At 75.0% G+C, this 17,917-nt stretch carries 17 protein-coding genes; 13 read left to right on the plus strand and 4 right to left on the minus strand.

Features of this window, described 5'->3' with window-relative positions:
• Nucleotides 1–39 precede the first annotated feature (39 nt).
• The 3 genes from ACPYN7_RS08495 (at nucleotide 40) to gabT (ending at nucleotide 4,893) form a co-directional block, all read left to right on the plus strand.
• Nucleotides 40–1,581 (plus strand): PucR family transcriptional regulator, encoded by a 1,542-nt coding sequence (locus tag ACPYN7_RS08495; RefSeq protein ID WP_424347359.1) that lies wholly within the window; start codon nucleotides 40–42, stop codon nucleotides 1,579–1,581.
• A 297-nt stretch (nucleotides 1,582–1,878) separates the two neighbouring features.
• Nucleotides 1,879–3,417 carry an NAD-dependent succinate-semialdehyde dehydrogenase gene (locus tag ACPYN7_RS08500; RefSeq protein ID WP_197412737.1) on the plus strand — a complete coding sequence of 513 codons (1,539 nt, stop codon included), beginning with the start codon at nucleotides 1,879–1,881 and terminating at the stop codon, nucleotides 3,415–3,417.
• A 132-nt stretch (nucleotides 3,418–3,549) separates the two neighbouring features.
• Nucleotides 3,550–4,893 (plus strand): 4-aminobutyrate--2-oxoglutarate transaminase, encoded by a 1,344-nt coding sequence (gabT, locus tag ACPYN7_RS08505; RefSeq protein ID WP_424347360.1) that lies wholly within the window; start codon nucleotides 3,550–3,552, stop codon nucleotides 4,891–4,893.
• Between the two features lie 102 nt (nucleotides 4,894–4,995).
• On the opposite strand, the gene ACPYN7_RS08510 is transcribed toward gabT, so the two are convergent.
• Nucleotides 4,996–5,436, minus strand: coding sequence for a hypothetical protein (locus ACPYN7_RS08510; RefSeq protein WP_157571465.1), 441 nt, complete (start codon nucleotides 5,434–5,436; stop codon nucleotides 4,996–4,998).
• A 129-nt stretch (nucleotides 5,437–5,565) separates the two neighbouring features.
• Here ACPYN7_RS08510 and ACPYN7_RS08515 point away from each other — a divergent pair, with 129 nt between their 5' ends.
• Nucleotides 5,566–7,083 (plus strand): amidase, encoded by a 1,518-nt coding sequence (locus ACPYN7_RS08515; RefSeq protein WP_058875260.1) that lies wholly within the window; start codon nucleotides 5,566–5,568, stop codon nucleotides 7,081–7,083.
• Here ACPYN7_RS08515 and ACPYN7_RS08520 read toward each other — a convergent pair.
• Complete coding sequence (locus ACPYN7_RS08520) at nucleotides 7,074–7,268, minus strand: hypothetical protein (RefSeq protein WP_058875259.1); 195 nt, start codon at nucleotides 7,266–7,268, stop codon at nucleotides 7,074–7,076. The two genes, ACPYN7_RS08515 and ACPYN7_RS08520, sit on opposite strands and share 10 nt — an antisense overlap.
• Nucleotides 7,269–7,504: 236 nt before the next feature.
• Here ACPYN7_RS08520 and pgm point away from each other — a divergent pair, with 236 nt between their 5' ends.
• From pgm to ACPYN7_RS08550, 6 genes are all read left to right on the plus strand, one after another.
• Nucleotides 7,505–9,139 carry a phosphoglucomutase (alpha-D-glucose-1,6-bisphosphate-dependent) gene (pgm, locus tag ACPYN7_RS08525; protein WP_058875258.1) on the plus strand — a complete coding sequence of 545 codons (1,635 nt, stop codon included), beginning with the start codon at nucleotides 7,505–7,507 and terminating at the stop codon, nucleotides 9,137–9,139.
• 310 nt (nucleotides 9,140–9,449) lie between these two features.
• Nucleotides 9,450–9,983, plus strand: coding sequence for a DUF4242 domain-containing protein (locus ACPYN7_RS08530; protein ID WP_058875257.1), 534 nt, complete (start codon nucleotides 9,450–9,452; stop codon nucleotides 9,981–9,983).
• Nucleotides 9,984–10,097: 114 nt separating this feature from the next.
• Nucleotides 10,098–11,189 carry an acyl-CoA dehydrogenase gene (locus ACPYN7_RS08535; protein WP_424347361.1) on the plus strand — a complete coding sequence of 364 codons (1,092 nt, stop codon included), beginning with the start codon at nucleotides 10,098–10,100 and terminating at the stop codon, nucleotides 11,187–11,189.
• Complete coding sequence (locus ACPYN7_RS08540) at nucleotides 11,165–11,920, plus strand: ABC transporter ATP-binding protein (protein WP_424347362.1); 756 nt, start codon at nucleotides 11,165–11,167, stop codon at nucleotides 11,918–11,920. The genes ACPYN7_RS08535 and ACPYN7_RS08540 overlap by 25 nt, the downstream gene beginning before the upstream one ends.
• Nucleotides 11,917–13,098 carry an ABC transporter substrate-binding protein gene (locus ACPYN7_RS08545; RefSeq protein WP_058875255.1) on the plus strand — a complete coding sequence of 394 codons (1,182 nt, stop codon included), beginning with the start codon at nucleotides 11,917–11,919 and terminating at the stop codon, nucleotides 13,096–13,098. Before ACPYN7_RS08540 ends, ACPYN7_RS08545 begins: the two co-directional genes overlap by 4 nt.
• The gene (locus tag ACPYN7_RS08550) at nucleotides 13,095–13,994 is read left to right on the plus strand and encodes an ABC transporter permease (RefSeq protein WP_231738450.1); all 900 of its coding nucleotides are present in this window, start codon (nucleotides 13,095–13,097) and stop codon (nucleotides 13,992–13,994) included. Before ACPYN7_RS08545 ends, ACPYN7_RS08550 begins: the two co-directional genes overlap by 4 nt.
• Before the next feature lie 3 nt (nucleotides 13,995–13,997).
• On the opposite strand, the gene ACPYN7_RS08555 is transcribed toward ACPYN7_RS08550, so the two are convergent.
• Both ACPYN7_RS08555 and ACPYN7_RS08560 read right to left on the minus strand, forming a co-directional pair.
• On the minus strand, nucleotides 13,998–14,180 hold the full coding sequence (locus tag ACPYN7_RS08555; RefSeq protein WP_058875364.1) for a CDGSH iron-sulfur domain-containing protein: 183 nt from the start codon (nucleotides 14,178–14,180) through the stop codon (nucleotides 13,998–14,000).
• A 119-nt stretch (nucleotides 14,181–14,299) separates the two neighbouring features.
• The gene (locus tag ACPYN7_RS08560) at nucleotides 14,300–15,361 is read right to left on the minus strand and encodes an iron-containing redox enzyme family protein (protein WP_058875254.1); all 1,062 of its coding nucleotides are present in this window, start codon (nucleotides 15,359–15,361) and stop codon (nucleotides 14,300–14,302) included.
• Nucleotides 15,362–15,549: 188 nt separating this feature from the next.
• Between ACPYN7_RS08560 and ACPYN7_RS08565 the strand changes: the two genes are divergently transcribed.
• The 3 genes from ACPYN7_RS08565 (at nucleotide 15,550) to ACPYN7_RS08575 (ending at nucleotide 17,917) form a co-directional block, all read left to right on the plus strand.
• On the plus strand, nucleotides 15,550–16,908 hold the full coding sequence (locus tag ACPYN7_RS08565; protein ID WP_424347363.1) for a uracil-xanthine permease family protein: 1,359 nt from the start codon (nucleotides 15,550–15,552) through the stop codon (nucleotides 16,906–16,908).
• A gap of 146 nt (nucleotides 16,909–17,054) precedes the next feature.
• Entirely contained in the window at nucleotides 17,055–17,453 is a 399-nt protein-coding gene (locus ACPYN7_RS08570) for a hypothetical protein (RefSeq protein WP_058875252.1), read from the plus strand.
• A 38-nt stretch (nucleotides 17,454–17,491) separates the two neighbouring features.
• The gene (locus ACPYN7_RS08575) at nucleotides 17,492–17,917 is read left to right on the plus strand and encodes a four-helix bundle copper-binding protein (RefSeq protein ID WP_082697230.1); all 426 of its coding nucleotides are present in this window, start codon (nucleotides 17,492–17,494) and stop codon (nucleotides 17,915–17,917) included.

Here is a 17,917-nt window from a genome sequence, read left to right on the forward strand (position 1 = left end):
AGGCTGTCCCCGGCGCGCCGACGAGGAGGAGGACTGCCCATGGTCACGGTCGCCCAGGTGCTCGCCCTGCCCGGACTCGGACTGGAGCCCGTGGTCGGGGCGGCCACCGACCTGCCGGTGAGCTGGGTGGTGACCAGCGAGCTCGCCGACCCCACCCCGTACCTGGAGGGCGGCGAGGTCCTCCTGCTGACCGGCATCCACACCTCCGCCCGGGCGCACTCCTGGACGGAGTACGTCCGTCGGCTCACGGACCGTGGCGTCGTGGCGCTGGGGCTGGGCGTGGGCGAGCGGCTGTCCTACCCCGACGTGCCGGACGCGCTCGCCGCCGCGTGCCGGGGCGCCGGGCTGACCCTGTTCCGGGTGCCGGAGCGCACTCCCTTCCTGGGCATCATCAGCGCCACGGCCGAGATGCGCGCGGCCGAGGCCCGCACCGCGCTCGAGGCGATGCTCTCCGAGCAGCGGAGCCTGACGCGGGCGGCCGTGGGGCGCAACGGCCCGGCCCGCGTGGTGCGCACGCTGGTGGCGGTGCTCGGCGGCGGATGGGCGGGCGTCTGCGCGGCCGACGCCCGGGTCGTGGAGCGCTCCGGGCCCGGCCTGCCCGCGCTCCCCTCGGGCCGGACGCTCCCCGAGCTCCTCGACCGGCTGCGTCCGGCCGGGCTCCGCGGGTCCCTGAGCGAGTCCGGCCCGGAGGGCGCGGTGGTCGTCCACCCCCTCGGGGTGGACGGCGTCCCCCAGAGCTACCTCGTGGTGGTCCTGCCCGGTCCGGCGGACCCCGTCCGGACGGGCGTCATCGCCACCGCCGTGGCCCTGCTCTCCCTGCACGCGGAGCGTGCCGCGGAGCAGGCACTGTTCCGCCGCCGGGTCCGTGCGGGGGCCCTCGCCCTCCTGCTCAACGGCGAGGTGCGATCGGCGGACGCGCTGCTGGGGGTGGCGGACGACACGACGTGGTCGGCGGCGCCCCGGGTGCGGGTGGCCCGCCTGCGCGGCGGCGCCGAGGCGCTCCGGGACGGCGTGCGCCGCCTCGAGGCGGCCACCGGACCGGGCGAGCGGCCCGTGCTCGTCGGCGCACCGGCCACCGGGCCCTCCGGCGAGCAGACGGCCGCGCTGCTGCTGGAGGACCTCCCCGAGCGGCTGGCCGAGGTGCGTGCCGCCGTGGAGGCCTCGGGCCTGCGGGCGGGCATCGGCGGACCGTCGACCGTCCACGGGACGGACGCGAGCGACCGGGGGGCCCGCGAGGCCCTGGAGCGCACCACGGACCGCCGGCCCGTCGGCACGTGGGACGACCTCGTGGCGGGCGGCGTCGCCGACCTCCTGCCGCCCGAGACCGCCCGGGCCTGGGCGCAGCTGCTGCTGCAGCCCCTGGAACGGGCCGGGCGGGCGGGTCTGCTGCGCACGTTCCTCGCGCACAACGGCAACCGCAGCGCAGCGGCCGACGCCCTGGGCATCCACCGCAACACCCTGCAGCAGCGGCTGCAGGAGATCGAGGAGGCGCTCGGCCGGTCCGTGGACGACCCGCAGCTGCGCGCGGAGCTGTGGCTCGCCCTGCGTCTCGCCGACCGGCCGGACCCCTCGGCGCCGTAGCCGGTCGCCGCGCTCCACGTCAGTGTGCATTGTGCACAGATTTCGGGCGATGATTCAGCAGCTTGCTGGACCGGTCAGGCGTTAGCCTGGGAGCAGTCGAGCGGCCGCCCGGCGCCGGTCCCGTCCCGGCCCGTCGTCACACCGTGACGACGTCCCCGCGGAGGAGCCCGGCCGGAGTCCTACGATGGACGGGCGGGCCCAGTGCTGTCGCCCGCCCGTCCGACGAACCCCTTGACGCAGCGCAGGCACCACCGGCGCCCGGTGGTGCGGTGCGCGTCGACCAGAGAGGCTGAACACATGAGCATCACGGAGAAGGCCCGCACGGCCACCGGCATGAAGGAGCGCATCGAGGCGGTCCTGGCCGCCACCCCCACGGGGCTGCTGATCGGCGGCCAGTGGCGCGAGGCCTCGGACGGGGGGACGTTCGAGGTCGAGAACCCCGCCACCGGCGAGGTCCTGGCCACGATGGCCTCGGCCACCCGCGAGGACGCCCAGGCCGCCATGGACGCCGCCGCCGACGCCCAGGAGTCCTGGGCCCGCACCCCGGCCCGGGAGCGCTCGGAGATCCTGCGGCGGGCCTTCGACCTCGTGCAGGAGCGCGCCGAGGACCTCGCGCTGCTGATGACCCTGGAGATGGGCAAGCCCCTGGCCGAGGCGGCCGGGGAGGTCAAGTACGGGGGCGAGTTCCTGCGCTGGTTCGCCGAGGAGGCCGTGCGCGACTACGGCCGCTACCTCGACACCCCCGAGGGCAACCTGCGGATGCTGGTCACGCACAAGCCGGTGGGCCCGTGCCTGCTGATCACCCCGTGGAACTTCCCGCTGGCGATGGCCACCCGCAAGGTCGCCCCGGCCGTGGCCGCCGGCTGCACCATGGTGCTCAAGCCCGCCCGGCTGACCCCGCTGACCTCCCAGTACTTCGCCCAGCTCATGCTGGACGCCGGGCTGCCGGCCGGGGTGCTCAACGTCGTCTCCTCCAAGTCCGCCTCGGCGGTGTCCGAGCCGATCATGGCCGACCCGCGGCTGCGGAAGGTCTCCTTCACCGGCTCCACCCCGGTGGGCAAGCAGCTCATGAAGCTGGCCACCGACAACGTGCTGCGCACCTCCATGGAGCTCGGCGGCAACGGGCCGCTGATCGTCTTCGAGGACGCCGACATCGACAAGGCCGTGGCCGGGGCGATGGCCGCGAAGATGCGCAACATGGGCGAGGCCTGCACCGCCGCCAACCGGCTGCTCGTGCACGAGGACGTCGTCGAGGAGTTCGTGGCGAAGCTGGCCGAGAAGATGGCCGCACTCACCGTGGGCAACGGTGTGGAGGACGGGGTCACCGTGGGCCCGATGGTCGAGGCCAAGGCGAGGGACTCCGTGGAGGAGTTCGTCACCGACGCCGTTGAGCGCGGGGCGAAGGTCGTCGTGGGCGGTTCCCGCGTGGACGGGCCCGGCTACTTCTTCCAGCCCACCCTGCTGCGCGACGTCCCGCGGGACGCGAGGGCGGTGACCGAGGAGATCTTCGGCCCCGTCGCCCCGGTCGTCACCTTCGCCGACGAGGACGAGGCCGTGGCCCTGGCCAACGCCACCGAGTACGGGCTGGCCTCCTACGTGTTCACCGAGAACATCTCCCGCGGCCTGCGCATCGGCGACCGCATCGAGTTCGGCCTGATGGGCCTCAACGTCGGGGTGATCTCCAACGCCGCCGCCCCCTTCGGCGGGGTCAAGCAGTCCGGTCTGGGCCGCGAGGGCGGGGCCGAGGGCCTGCACGAGTACACCACCACCCAGTACATCGGCGTGGAGAACCCCTGGGCCACCGTCCCGACCCCCGGCACCGGCACCCCCGCCTGAGGTCCTGACCCGCGCTCCCTGCCCCGGGGCGGCGGTCGTCGCAGTCAGCTGCGGCGACCGCCGCCCCGCGTCGGCGCACGCCCGCTCGACGTCCCTGTCCCCACCCCCTCCCCACCGAAAGGAGATCTCGCCGTGACCGAGATCCAGTACCGCCTCGAGCAGGTCCGCCGTGTCGACGGGGCCCTCCCCGGCCCGAGGTCCCGCGAGCTCACCGAGCGGCGTGCCGCGGCCGTCGCCTCCGGAGTCGCCTCGTCCGTGCCCGCCTACGCCGCGGACGTCGACGGCGGGATCGTGCTCGACGTCGACGGCAACCAGCTCGTCGACCTCGGCTCCGGCATCGCCGTGACCACCGTGGGCGGCTCCGCCCCCGCCGTGGTCGCCAAGGTGCAGGAGGCCGTGGCGCACTTCACGCACACCTGTTTCATGGTCACCCCGTACGAGGGCTACGTGGCCGTCGCGGAGAAGCTCGCCGAGCTCTCCCCCGGCGACCACCCGAAGAAGGCGGCGCTGTTCAACTCCGGCTCCGAGGCCGTCGAGAACGCCGTGAAGATCGCCCGCGTGCACACCGGCCGCCAGGCCGTCGTCGTGTTCGACCACGCCTACCACGGCCGCACGAACATGACCCTGGCCATGACGGCCAAGGTCATGCCCTACAAGCAGGGCTTCGGCCCGTTCGCCGGTGAGGTCTACCGCGTGCCCGTGTCCTACCCGTTCCGGGACCCGGAGGGCATGAGCGGCGCCGAGGCCGCCCGCCGCGCGCTGCTCCAGGTGGAGAAGCAGGTGGGCGCCGAGAACGTCGCCGCCGTCGTGATCGAGCCCGTCCAGGGCGAGGGCGGGTTCATCGTGCCGGCCGAGGGCTTCCTGCCCGCGCTGTCCGAGTGGTGCACCGGCCACGGCGCCGTGTTCGTCGTCGACGAGGTGCAGTCCGGCATCGCGCGCACCGGCGAGTGGTTCGCCGTGGACCACGAGGGCGTCGTCCCGGACCTGATCACCGTGGCCAAGGGCGTGGCCGGCGGCATGCCGCTGTCCGGCGTGGTCGGCCGCGCCAAGATCATGGACTCCGTGCACGCCGGCGGCCTCGGCGGCACCTACGGCGGCAACCCCGTGGCCTGCGCCGCCGCCCTGGGCGCGCTGCAGACCGTCGAGGAGTGGGACCTCGTCGCCCGCGCCCGCCGGATCGAGGAGGTCATCCGCGAGGAGCTGGCCCCGGTGGCCGAGGAGACCGGCATCGTGGGCGAGATCCGCGGCCGCGGGGCCATGATGGCGCTCGAGTTCGTCCGCCCCGGCGGCACGGAGCCCGACGCCGACGCGGCCAGGGCGATCGCCGCGGAGTGCCTCGCCCAGGGCGTCATCATCCTGACCTGCGGGACCTTCGGCAACGTCGTGCGCCTGCTGCCCCCGCTCGTCATCGGCGAGGAGCTGCTGCGCGACGGACTGCGGGTGCTCGCACAGGCCGTCCGCACCGCGGCCCGGTAGCACCGGCACCTCCCGAGGGGCTCCCCCGTCCGCCTGGCGAGTCAGCCGGCGGACGGAGGGGCCCCTCGCGCGTGCCCGGTCACGGACGCCCCCGGTGCGGCGTCAGCCGGAGCAGCGCTCCTGCAGGCCCCTGACCTCCTGCACCACGTCGATGAAGGAGCGTTCGCCCTGCCGGAAGCCGGAGACGGCCTCGCGGACCGAGGTCAGCTGCCCGGTCAGCTCGTCCGGGGCGGTGGCGGCGAGCTCGTCGACCTCGGCGAACAGTCCCGCGGGATCCTCCCGCAGCTGCTGCGGGGCGGTGCGGACGGTCTCGAGCACGCGGTCGCACGTCTGCCGCACGGTGGCGACCGAGGCGTCGCCCGAGGCCGCGGCGGCGCTCGTGGCGGTGGGCGTGCGCCCGTCCTGCCCGGGAACCTCCGCGGCCTCCCGCTCGGCGGAGGGAGCGGAGGGACCGGCGGCGGAGCAGCCGGTGAGGGCCAGGACCAGGACGGCCGCCGTCGCCGCGCGGGTCACCGCGGAACGGGGCGCAGGGGCTGTCGGCACGGGGATCTCCTGCGGGGTCGAGGTACACGAGGGGGGCGGGCACGCCCCGGCAGCCGCCAGCCTACTAGCCTGGGCCCAGCGCCCCGCGGACCCCGGAGGGCAGCGCACCACCGTCGGACAGGAGCAGCCGTGACCTCGATCGGAGACCTCAGCGCCGTGCAGCTGCGGGACGCGCTGGCGCGCGGAGAACTGCGCGCGGCCGAGACCGCCGAGCACTTCCTGGCCAGGATCGAGGAGCGCAACCCGGCCGTGGGGGCGTTCGTCCACGTGGCCGCGGACCTCGCGCTCGCCCGGGCCCGCGCGCTCGACGACCTGCCGGCCGGGACCGCGCGCGGGCCCCTGCACGGCGTGCCGCTCGCGCTGAAGGACCTGCACGACGTCGCGGGGATGCCCACCGGCTACGGCTCCGCCGCCGTGGCCGGCCGGCCCGGGGGCGCGCCCGTGGCGGAGGCCGACGACGACCTCGCGGCCGTGCTGCGCGCCTCCGGCGCCGTGTGCCTGGGCAAGACCCAGGTCCCCGAGTTCGGCCTGAACTGCTACTCCGAGAACCTCGTGGCCCCGCCCGCCCGGAACCCGCACGACCTGTCGGCGGGGGCCGGCGGGTCCTCGGGCGGCCAGGCGGCGGCCGTGGCGGCGGGGATGCTCCCGGTGGCGCCGGGCTCCGACGGCGGCGGCTCGGTGCGGATCCCGGCGGCGGCGTGCGGGCTGGTCGGGCTCAAGCCCAACCGCGGCCGGGTGCCCACCGCGGACGCGCAGTCGGACGCCGCACAGCTCGTGGTGAACGGCCCCCTCGCCCGCACGGCGGAGGACGCGGCGCTGCTGCTCGACGTCCTGTGCTCCCCCGCGCCGGGACCGGCGCACGGCAACGTGGTGCGGCGGGCGGTCCGCGCCGCCCCGCAGGAGTCGTTCCTCGACGGCGTGCGCGCGGCCCGGCGGGGCGACCTCCCCTGGGGGGACCGGCCGCTGCGGATCGGGGTGAGCACCGCCTCCCCGTTCGACACCGTCCAGGACATCGAGGTCTCCCCGGAGGCGCGCGCCGCCCTCGAGGCCGGCGCCGCCCGGCTGCGGGCGGCCGGGCACGAGGTCGAGGAGGCCGAGCTGTCCTACGACCCCGAGTACCCGGGCGCGTTCTTCGAGGTGTGGACCACGGCGATGGGCACCGCGCCCCTCGACGAGGACCAGGCCGGGAGGCTGACCGGGCTCGCCGGCGAGTTCCGGGCCCGCGCCCTGCGCCGGTCGGCGGTCGAGCTGGCGCGGGCCGTGACCGTCCTGCGCCGCGTCGAGCAGGACGTGGTGCGGGCCTACGGCGCCTGGGACCTGGTCCTGACGCCGGCGCTCGCCATGACCCCGCGCCCCCTGGGCTGGTACTGGGAGGGCTACGACCTCGCGGACCCCGCGGGCGCGGACCAGGACTACCGGCGCCAGTGCGGGTACACGCCCTGGACGTCGGTCGTCAACGTGGTGGGCCTGCCCGCGGTGACCGTGCCCACGCTGTGGACCCGTCCGGCGGGCGACGACGACGGTCCGGTCGTGCCCATGGGCGTCCAGCTCGTCGGCCGCCCGAGCGCGGAGGCGCAGCTGCTCGCCGTCGTCGCCCAGCTCGAGGACCAGGGTCTGCCCGGTCCTCGCCCGGCACGTCAGGAGTGACCCAGGGCCGCCTCTCCCGCCTCGGGGTCCTCGTCCGGGTCGGTGGCCGCCTCGGGGTCCTCCTCCGGCTCGAACCCGGTCGCGTTCTCGTCGGCCGTCAGCCCGATGCCCTGCTCGTTGTCCGGGACGGTGCCCTCCGGGCCCTTGCCCGAGCCCTCGGTCGTCTCGTCGGGTGCGTCGCTCATGGTGTCGGCCTCCTCGTTGGGTCCTGCCGTGGCTGGTGCCCTCATCCTGTCCCACCCGCCGCGATTCCTCCAGCCCCTGCGCACTCCCTCCGGCCCCCCGCTGCGCGGCCCTGCTTGTCCGCCCCCTCCGGCCCTCCCGCTGCGCGGCCCTGCTCGCGCGGCAGGGAGCGCGAAACCTGGCGACCCGATCGCGCGGCAGCCCCACGCGCCCGCCGCCCGGCGGTAGGTTGGGCGCCATGACCAACCGTGCGGGCACCGTCGCCCAACCCAGTGACCTCGTCGACCTCGGCAAGCTCCTCGACGCCTACACCGACGTCTCGCCCGACCCGTCGGACCCGGACCAGCGCGTGGCCTTCGGCACGTCCGGGCACCGGGGCTCGTCCCTCAAGGCCTCGTTCAACGAGCCGCACATCGCGGCGATCACGCAGGCCATCGTGGAGTACCGCACCGGCCAGCGGATCACGGGCCCGCTGTTCATGGGCAAGGACACCCACGCCCTGTCCGGGCCCGCGCAGGACACCGCGCTCGAGGTGCTGGCCGCCAACGGCGTGACCGTCCTGCTGGACTCCCGGGACGGCTACGTGCCCACCCCGGCGCTGTCCCACGCGATCCTGACCCACAACACGGGCCGGGCGGAGGGGATGGCCGACGGCATCGTCATCACCCCGTCCCACAACCCGCCCTCCGACGGCGGCTTCAAGTACAACCCGCCCAACGGCGGCCCCGCGGACAGCGACGCCACCGAGTGGATCGCCCAGCGCGCCAACCAGTTCCTCGAGAACGGCATGGCGGGGGTCCGCAGGATGCCCCTGGCCCAGGCGCGGGCGGCGGAGACCACCGGGGGCTACGACTTCCTCGAGGAGTACGTGCGGACGCTGCCGGAGGTCGTCGACCTCGACGTGATCCGTGACTCCGGCCTGCACATCGGCGCCGACCCCATGGGCTCGGCCTCCGTGGCCTACTGGGGCGAGATCGCCCAGCGCTTCGGGCTGAACATGACCGTGGTGAACCCGGACGTGGACCCCCAGTGGGCGTTCATGACCCTCGACTGGGACGAGAAGATCCGGATGGACTGCTCCTCCCCCTCCGCCATGGCCTCGCTCATCGGCAACCGGGACAAGTACGACATCGCCACCGGCAACGACGCCGACACGGACCGCCACGGCATCGTGACCCCCGACGCGGGCCTGATGAACCCCAACCACTACCTGGCGGTGGCCATCGACTACCTCTTCCGCGAGCGCACCGGCTGGTCCCCGGAGGCCGGGGTCGGCAAGACGCTCGTGTCCTCCTCGATCATCGACCGGGTGGCGGCTTCCCTGGGCCGTGAGCTCGTGGAGGTCCCGGTGGGCTTCAAGTGGTTCGTGCCCGGGCTGATGGACGGCTCGATCGGCTTCGGCGGCGAGGAGTCCGCGGGCGCGTCCTTCCTGCGCCGGGACGGCTCCGTGTGGTCCACCGACAAGGACGGGATCATCCTGGCGCTGCTGGCCGCGGAGATCACGGCCCGCACCGGGAAGACCCCGTCCCAGCGCTACGCGGAGCTCACCCAGCAGTTCGGCGCCCCCGTCTACCAGCGCATCGACGCCCCGGCGAGCCGGGAGCAGAAGGCCGCCCTGAAGAAGCTCTCCCCCGCCCAGGTGGAGGCGGACACCCTGGCCGGCGAGCAGATCACGGCGAAGCTGACCAACGCCCCCGGCAACGGCGCGGCGATCGGCGGGCTGAAGGTCACCACGAAGAACGCGTGGTTCGCGGCGCGGCCGTCCGGCACGGAGGACGTCTACAAGATCTACGCGGAGTCCTTCCTCGGCGAGGAGCACCTGCAGCAGGTCCAGCGGGAGGCCAAGGCCCTGGTGGACGGCGTCATCTCCTGACGGGTCCGGGGCGGTCCGGCCCGGACCGCCCCGGACCGGGGCCGGACCGCCTCCCCCGCGGGGGCGCCCGCCCCGACCCGGGCCCGCTCCCCGCGGAGGCCGTGCGGTCCCCGCCCGGGCCGGCCGGCCGCGTCCCGGCGGGCGGAGCGGGGGACATTGTGCACACGACAGGCACCCGGCACCAGGGAAACGGGCGGAAGAGCCCGATGTTGCGAACCATGACGATTTCCGCGACGTCCGGCGGGCAGGAGCCTAGCCTGGAAACAGTGCCGGCGCGGCTCCGCCGCCTCCCTCGTCCGGAAGGAATCCCATGTCTCTCCACCTGCTCGAGATCGTTCCCGCCTCCGCGTCCAAGGACGCCGTGACCCAGCTGATCGGCACGGTCTCCGAGGCCGTCTCCTCGGCCGGCGCCGAGTTCATCGAGTCCCAGGTCACGGCCGACCACGGACGGGTGTTCGTGATCGTCGAGGCCGACAGCGGCGAGGGCCTCGCCCAGGCGGTGCGCTCCGCCGCCGGGGACGCCGCCGCGGAGGTCACCGGCCCCGACGCCGTCCGCCTCGTGGGCGCCGAGCTCGAGGACATCAAGAAGCTCAAGGGCGACGCGCAGTACCTGGTGGAGTGGGACATCCCTGCGGAGATCACCATGGAGCAGTACCTGGCCCGCAAGAAGGCCAACTCCCCCAAGTACGCCGAGGTCCCCGAGGTCTCCTTCCTGCGCACCTACGTGCGCGAGGACACCGCGAAGTGCCTGTGCTTCTACAACGCCCCCGACGAGGCGTCCGTGGAGCGCGCGCGCCAGGCCGTGGGCACCCCGTTCGACCGGATGTTCAAGCTCAACGTCTGAGCGGACCGCAGCACCCGGCGCCACGGCGGCCCCCGCGAGCCGGGGGCCGCCGTCGTGCTTCCCGCCCGCCGTGCCGGCGGGCCCGCACCGCACTCCCCGGCAGAACGGAAGACCATGACCCAGTCCACGCGCACCTCGTCCACGGCCGGCGGCCCGGTCCCCGGGACCGAGCCGCTGCTCGCCCCGCTCGTCGACTACCCGGACCACGAGTTCGTCCGCCGCACCGCCGCGGCGCGGGCCCGCGACGTCGACGCGGCCGCCGCGTCCCCGCTGACGACCCTGCGCGAGCTGGGCGACCGGGGGCTGCTGGACCTCGGCCTGACCGGGTCGCTGGCCCCGCAGGCCGCCGTCGTGTTCGACCTCGCCACCGAGTGCACCGCCACGGCGTTCTCCCTGTGGGCGCACCGGGCGACCGTCGAGTACCTCGCCGCCACCGGGACCGGGATCCCCGCGGACGTCCGGTCCGGGGCCGTGCCCGGGTGCTCGGCGATGGCGCCGGCGTTCAAGGACGCGGCCGGCATCGGGGAGATCCCCGTGACCCTCACCGACGGCGCCTCGGGGCCCGTCCTCAACGGCACCGTGCCGTGGGCCTCCAACCTGTACCCCGAGGGCCTCGTGGTGCTGCCCGCCGTGCGGTCGGACGGCTCCCGCGCGGTGCTCCGGACCCGGGTCTCGGCGCCCGGCGTGACGGTGCGGCTGCTCGAGGACCTGATGGCGCTCAACGCGACGGCCTCCGGCGTGCTCGTGCTCGAGGACGTGCCCGTCGACCTCGCCGAGGACCTGCTGAGCGAGGACGTCCCGTCCTTCCTCGCCGCCGTCCGGGGCCCCTTCCTGCTGCTGCAGACCGCGTTCTGCCTCGGCCTCTCGGCCGCCGCGCTGACCGCCGCCCACGACGCCCTGCAGGGCGTCGCCGAGGTCTTCCGCGAGGAGCTGGAGGAGGCGACCGCCGAGCAGCGGCGGCTGCGCGCCGACCTGCTGCGCCTCGCGGACACGCCGCGGGCGGCGGGCCCCCGCGAGCTGTTCTCCCTCCGCCTGGACGCCGCGCTGCTCACGGGCCGGGCCACCCGGCTCGAGGGGAAGATCGTGGGCGGGCGCGGCTACGCCATGTCGTCGGCCACGGCCCGCCGCGCCCGCGAGGCCGCGTTCCTTCCCGTCCAGTCCCCCACGGAAGGGCACCTGCGGTGGGTCCTGCAGCACCTGGTCTGAGCCCCGCCCCGCGGCCCGCGCTCACCGTCCGCGGGCTGCGCAAGAGCTACCCGGGGGCCTCCGCCCCCGCCCTCGACGGGGTGGACCTGACCCTGCGCAACGGCGAGACCCTCGCGGTGCTGGGCCCCAGCGGCTCCGGGAAGTCGACCCTGCTGCGGGCCATCGCCGGGCTCGAGCCCCTGGACGGGGGCAGCATCGAGTTCGGCGACGCCGACGAGCGCTTCGCCGTCGTCTTCCAGGACCCCGGGCTGTTCCCTTGGCTGTCGGTGCGCCAGAACATCGCCCTCGGCGGCCGGTACCGGCGCAACCGCGACCGCTTCGAGGACGCCCGCGTGGACGACCTGCTCGGGATCCTCGGCCTGGCCGCGCTGGCGCACACCCCGGTCCAGGAGCTCTCCGGCGGGCAGGCCCAGCGCGTGTCCGTGGGCCGTGCGCTGGCGGTGCGCCCCGACGTGCTCCTGCTCGACGAGCCCTTCAGCGCCCTGGACCCCGCGACCCGCAAGGACCTGCAGCTGTGGCTGCGCGGGCTCGCGACCGAGCTCGAGCTGACGGTCTTCCTCGTCACCCACGACGTCGACGAGGCCATCACCCTCGGCGACCGGATCGGCTTCTTCGCCGGTCCGCGCGGGTTCCGGCAGCAGTGGGTGCCGGCGCAGGACGGCACCACGGCCGAGCAGATCCTCGCCCACTACCGCGGCGGCGGGGACGACGACGGGAACTGGGTCATATGAGCACCGGCGGACCGAGCCGGCGGACCCTGCTGCGGGCCGGGGCCGGGGCCGCGGCCCTCACCGGTCTCGGCTGGGGCGCCGGGAGCCTCTACGCGGGCAGCCAGCAGGACGCCCGCGGCGCGGACGGCCCGGCACGGCCCGTGCGGATCGGGTACCTCCCCATCACGGACGCCTCCCCCCTGCTGGTCGCCCACGCCAACGGCTACTACGACGACGCCGCCGTCCCGGTCGCGGACCCGGTGCTCTTCCGCAGCTGGGCGTCCCTGTCCGAGGCGTTCGTGGCGGGCAAGGTGGACGCGATCCACATGCTCATGCCCATGGCCCTGTACATGCGCTACGGCCTGCGGGCCGACGTCCGCATCACGGCCTGGAACCACATCAACGGCTCCGCGCTCACGGTCCGCCCGGACGTGCAGCGGCTCGAGGACCTGTCCGGGGAGTCCGTGGCGATCCCGGCGTGGTGGTCCGTGCACAACGTGATCGTGCAGAAGCTGCTGCGCGAGGCCGGTCTCGTCCCGGTCATGCGGGAGGCCCCGTCCCGGCAGCGCCGCACCGTCGCCCTGCTGCCCATGGCCCCCTCGGACATGCTCCCGGCGCTGAACAACGGGGTGATCGGCGGCTACGTGGTCGCCGACCCGTTCAACGCCGCCGCCGAGGCCAAGGACGTCGGGAACATCCACCGGTTCCTCGGCGACGTGTGGCACGACCACGCGTGCTGCGTGACGATGCTGCGCGGCGAGCTCATCCGCAACCGCCCCGCGCAGGCCCAGGGGTTCATGGACGCCCTCGTCCGGGCCCAGGCCTGGGCCCGGCAGAACCGCCCCGAGACCGCGGCGCTGCTCTCCGCCGACTACCTCCCCCAGCCCCGGCCCGTGATCCAGCAGGCCCTGACCTACCACGCCGCCGAGCACCAGGGCGCCCTGCACCACCCCGCCTGGAACGGCGAGCGCCTGGACTTCCGCCCGTACCCGTACGCGAGCTTCACCGAGGAGCTGGTGCGCGCCATGCAGGAGACGGTCGTCGACGCGCCGGCCGGGTTCCTCGACGGCCTCGACCCGGCCGCCGCCCACCGCGAGCTCGTCGACGACACGCTCGTGACCCGCAGCATCGAGAAGGTCGGCGGGCTGGGCGTCTTCGGCCTGACCGGCACGACCCGCACCGAGGAGATCGCCCCATGAGCGCCCCGCACCGGACCCCGCAGGACGCCTCGGGGACCCCCACCGACCTCGACGACGTCGCCCGCACCGGCCCGTCCCGCACCGCGCCGGCCGGCTCCGGCCCGGGCGGCTCCGCTCCGGCGCGGACGGCCCGGCGCACCGGGCCCCGCTGGGCCGGGCCCGCCTGGGGCGTGTTCGGGGTGCTCGTCACGGTCGCCGTGTGGTGGGCGTTCACCCACGCCGCGGCGGGCGCCAGCACGATGATCGCCGCGTTCCAGCCCGAGCGCATGCCCGGCGCCGTGGCCTCGCTGTTCGAGCGGGGCGTGGTGGTCCAGGACGGCCTGACGAGCCTGTGGCGGCTGCTGTGCGGGCTGGCCGTGGCCACCGGGCTCGGCGTGCCCCTGGGTCTGCTCATCGGCTCCTACCGCCGCTTCCGGTGGACCAGCGCCCCGGTCGTGCAGTTCCTGCGCATGGTCTCCCCGCTGTCCTGGGCACCGGTGGCCGTGGCCCTGCTGGGGGTGGGCAACGCGCCCGTCGTCTTCCTCGTGGCCGCCGCCGCCGTCTGGCCGATCACCATGAACACGGCGGCGGGCGTGCAGGCGCTGGACCCGCTGCACCTGCGGGTCGCCGAGACCCTCGGGGCCACCCCGGTCGAGCGGCTGCGCACCGTGGTGCTGCCCAGCATCCGGCCGTTCGTCATGACCGGTGTGCGGCTGGCCCTGGGGATCTCGTGGGTGGTCATCGTCCCGGCGGAGATGCTCGGGGTCAGCAGCGGCCTGGGCTACGAGATCCTCAACGCCCGGGACCGGCTGGCCTACGACGAGATGCTCGTGGTGATCCTCGTGATCGGCCTGCTGGGCATGGCCCTGGACCAGCTCGCGCAGTGGCTGCTGCGCGAGCCCGCTCCGCGCCGCTGAGGCTCAGCGGGCGCGGAACCGGGCCCGCTTGTGCGAGCCGTCGCAGAACGGCTTGATGGACGAGGCCCCGCAGCGGCACAGCGCCACGGTGGCGCGCCCCGGGTCGATGGGCCGGTCGTCGCCGTCCAGCAGCTCGTAGCCGCCGCGCACCAGCAGCGGGCCGTCGGGGCACACGGTGATCGTCACCGGCTCACCGGCACCGCCGGCCGGGGCGGGACCGGGGAGCGCAGCGGGGCCGGGATCAGGGAGCGCCGTGGGGCCGGGGGCGGGGTCCGGCGCGGGGTCCCCGGCGCGGGGCTCCCCGCTCACCGGACGAGCTCTGCGGCGCCACGCCGTGCGGACCCCGCCGTGGCCGGGCGCAGCGCGGACTCCCCCGCCTCCCAGCGGGCGAGCGCCTGACGTGCGGCGAGGCCGTCCAGGTGCAGGACGCAGCGCGCGCCGAAGAAGACGTCGGCGGCGACGGCGGGGTCCTCGACCACGAGGCCCCCGGCCATGTCCCGGGCCGCGATCTGCTCGTGGGCGGCGTCGGCCTCGACGTGCTCGTCGTAGAACGCGGCCGCGGCGGGCAGCCCCAGGCGGTGGAAGCCCCGGGCCAGGAACCTGGAGGGCACGGAGGAGGTCATCTCGTACATGGCCAGGTGCCCCACCACCGCGCCGCGCAGCCGGCGGTGCAGACCGAACATCGTGACGGTGTTGACCCCGGCGAGCCACTCGGCGGGCACCCGGTCCACGGCGCTGCCGTAGGAGTCGTCGAGGCCGGCCTCGCGCATCCCGGCGGCGAACAGGGCCGAGTGCATCCGGGCGGCGTTGCCGCCCCCGTACTCGTCGACCTGGATCTCGATCAGCCCGGCCTTCGCCCGGCCGCTCAGCCGCGGGATGCCCCACGTGTGCGGATCGCCCTCCATGAGCTGGTAGACGGACTTCAGCTGCAGGAACTCCCGTGCCTGCTCCCCGTCCGCCCGGCCGGAGAGGTGGCGCGCGAGGCTCGGGCCGTCGTCCTCGGCGGCCATGGCGAACAGGGCGTCGGCGACCGACTGCGGCGTGCCGGGCACCGTGTCGACCGGCAGCTCCGCCCGCAGCCGTGCCTCGAGCGCGGCGGAGAGCACTTCCCTCGCCCGCAGCAGCTCGGGGTCGCTCTCCCAGCGGTCGTCGACCCCCTCGACGCCCTGGTAGTGCAGGGCGTGCAGGACGAAGAGGGCGAGCTGGACGTCGTCGTCCGCGAGGACGTCCTCCGCGCGGGACACGGCGGCACGGGCGGCCGCCGGCAGCGCCGAGGCCCGCTCCTCGGCCGCGGGGGTGCCGGGCTCCTCCCGGAGCACCGCGAGGAGGTCCTCGCCGAGCGGCCCTCGTGGCTGTGGCTGACGCATGTGTCGACTCCTGTCCGGGCGGTGGTGCTGGTCGCCCACCATCATAGTTTCCATCACCGTGCTGATCACATGGAGGGCCTCCGACACCTCCGGGCGGGAAGCAGGGCCCGCCCCGCCCGGCGGGGGGGCACCGAGTACAGTGGTGGGGGCCCGGATCCGGGCTCCCACCCCGCCGTCGAGGAGACCCCATGAGTTCCCCCGTGCCCGGACGCAGCGTCGCCACCCGCCTCGGCCTCGGCTGGCGCCTCCACGGCGACGGCCGCACCGTCACCGCCGGGGAGGTCGTGCGGCCGCGGGAGCGGCTCACCTGGCCCCGCACGGTCACGATCGGCGCGCAGCACGTGGTGGCCATGTTCGGCGCCACGTTCCTGGTCCCCCTGATCACGGGATTCCCGCCCTCCACCACGCTGTTCTTCTCCGGGGTGGGCACGATCCTCTTCCTGGTGGTCACCGCCGGCCGGGTGCCCTCCTACCTCGGCTCGTCCTTCGCCTTCATCGCCCCCATCGGCGCCTCGACGAACCAGTACGGCCCGGGCGGGGCGCTGGGCGGCGTCCTGATGGCCGGCGCGGCGCTGTTCCTCATCGGCCTGGTGGTGCAGTTCGCGGGCACGGCCTGGCTCCAGAAGCTCATGCCGCCGCTGGTCACGGGCACCATCGTGGCGCTCATCGGCTTCAACCTGGCCCCGTCCGCGCAGCAGAACTTCATGGAGGCCCCCGTCACCGCACTGGTGACGCTGTTCTCCATCATCCTCATCTCGGTGCTCTTCCGCGGCCTGCCCGGCCGGCTGTCGATCCTGCTCGGCGTGCTGATCGGCTACCTGACGGCGGTGCTCCGGGGCGAGGTGGACTTCACCCGGATCGCCGAGGCGTGGCAGCAGCAGGGCCTGTTCGGGCTGCCCCCGTTCCAGGCCCCCGAGTTCCACCTGCCCCTCATGGGCCTGTTCGTCCCGGTCATCCTCGTGCTGGTGGCCGAGAACATCGGGCACGTGAAGTCCGTGGCGCTCATGACCGGCGACGACCTCGACCCGTACATCGGCCGGGCCATCATGTCCGACGGGCTCGCCACCGTGATCGCCGGCTCGGGCGGCGGCTCCGGGACCACGACCTACGCGGAGAACATCGGCGTCATGGCGGCCACGCGCGTCTACTCGACGGCGGCCTACTGGGTCGCCGCCGTCGTGGCGATCCTGCTGAGCGTCTTCCCGGTCTTCGGCGCCGCCGTGGCCACGGTCCCCGCGGGGGTCCTGGGCGGGGCCGCGACCGTGCTGTACGGGATGATCGGCATGCTCGGCGTACGGATCTGGGTGCAGAACCGCGTGGACTTCTCGAACCCGGTCAACCTCACCACCGCGGCGGTGGCCATGATCATCGGGATCGCCGACTACACGTGGGAGGCCTCCGGGCTGCAGTTCGCGGGCATCGCCCTCGGCACCGCGGCCACGCTCGTCGTGTACCACCTCATGGCCTTCCTCGCCCGCGTGCGCGGGACGGTGGGCAGCGACCCGCTCGCCCCCGACGCCACGCGGCAGCCCTCTCCGCTGGGCTGAGCGCCGCACCCCTCCTACCCGTCGGTAGACGAAATGTGCCCGTGGGAGGCCACCTTTCGTGGTGACCCAGGTCTCCCGTCGCCTAGCGTGGACTGAGGGAAGGCCGAGCAGCCGGCCACGCACCGCGAGCTGCAGGGGGAGACAGCATGCACCACAAACCGTCCGTCCTCGTCCAGGTCGATCTGGACGGCAGGCACATCCGGCTCGTGGTCAGCGGGTGCGTCACGGAGCTCAACCACCGGGCCCTGTGCCCCCTGGTCCGCCGCGCCCGCACCCTGGCACCGGACATCGCGGTGGTCGTGGACCTCACCACCGCCCACCACGTCGAGCCGGCCGCCGTGGACCTGCTGCGCTGGGCCGCGGAGCACGAGGACGCGGTGCGCGGCACGCCCGCCGTCGACTTCGTGGTCCCCGCCGAGCTGCCCGGCCACGGCACCGTCACCCAGCTCGCCGGGTGGGCGGGCTCCCGCCGCTCCGGGCCCCCCGAGCCCGTGCGCCGGGCGGCCCGGCCCCGCACCGACCCGAGGTCCCGCCTCGCGGGCTGATCCGACCCGTACCGGTCCCACCCGATGGAGGACGTCCCGTGAGCACGATCAGCCGCGCCCTGATGGCGCACCCCGCCGCCCCGGAGCTCACGCACGAGGAGCGCGCGGCCGAGGCCGAGTGCATCGAGGCGTGCCTCGACACCGCCCAGATCTGCCGGATCAGCGCCGACGCGTGCGTCGAGGAGGACGCCGTCGCGGAGCTGCGCGAGTGCCTGCGCGCCGAACAGGACTGCGCGGTGATCTGCTCGGCCACCGCCCAGGTGCTGGCCCGTCTCGGCTTCCCGGAGCCCGGGGACGGCCGGGCCGTGCTGGTGCCGCTGCTCGAGGCGTGCCGGGCCGCGGTCCGGATCTGCCGGGACGCGTGCCGCAGGCACGACGAGGTCTACGAGCACTGCGCCCTCGCGGCCGAGGCCTGCGAGCGGTGCGAGGAGGCCTGCGCGGCCCTCCTGGCCCGGAGGAGCTGA

The sequence above is a fragment of the Kocuria sp. CH-021 genome, from assembly GCF_049716185.1.
Taxonomy (GTDB): Bacteria; Actinomycetota; Actinomycetes; order Actinomycetales; family Micrococcaceae; genus Kocuria; species Kocuria cellulosilytica.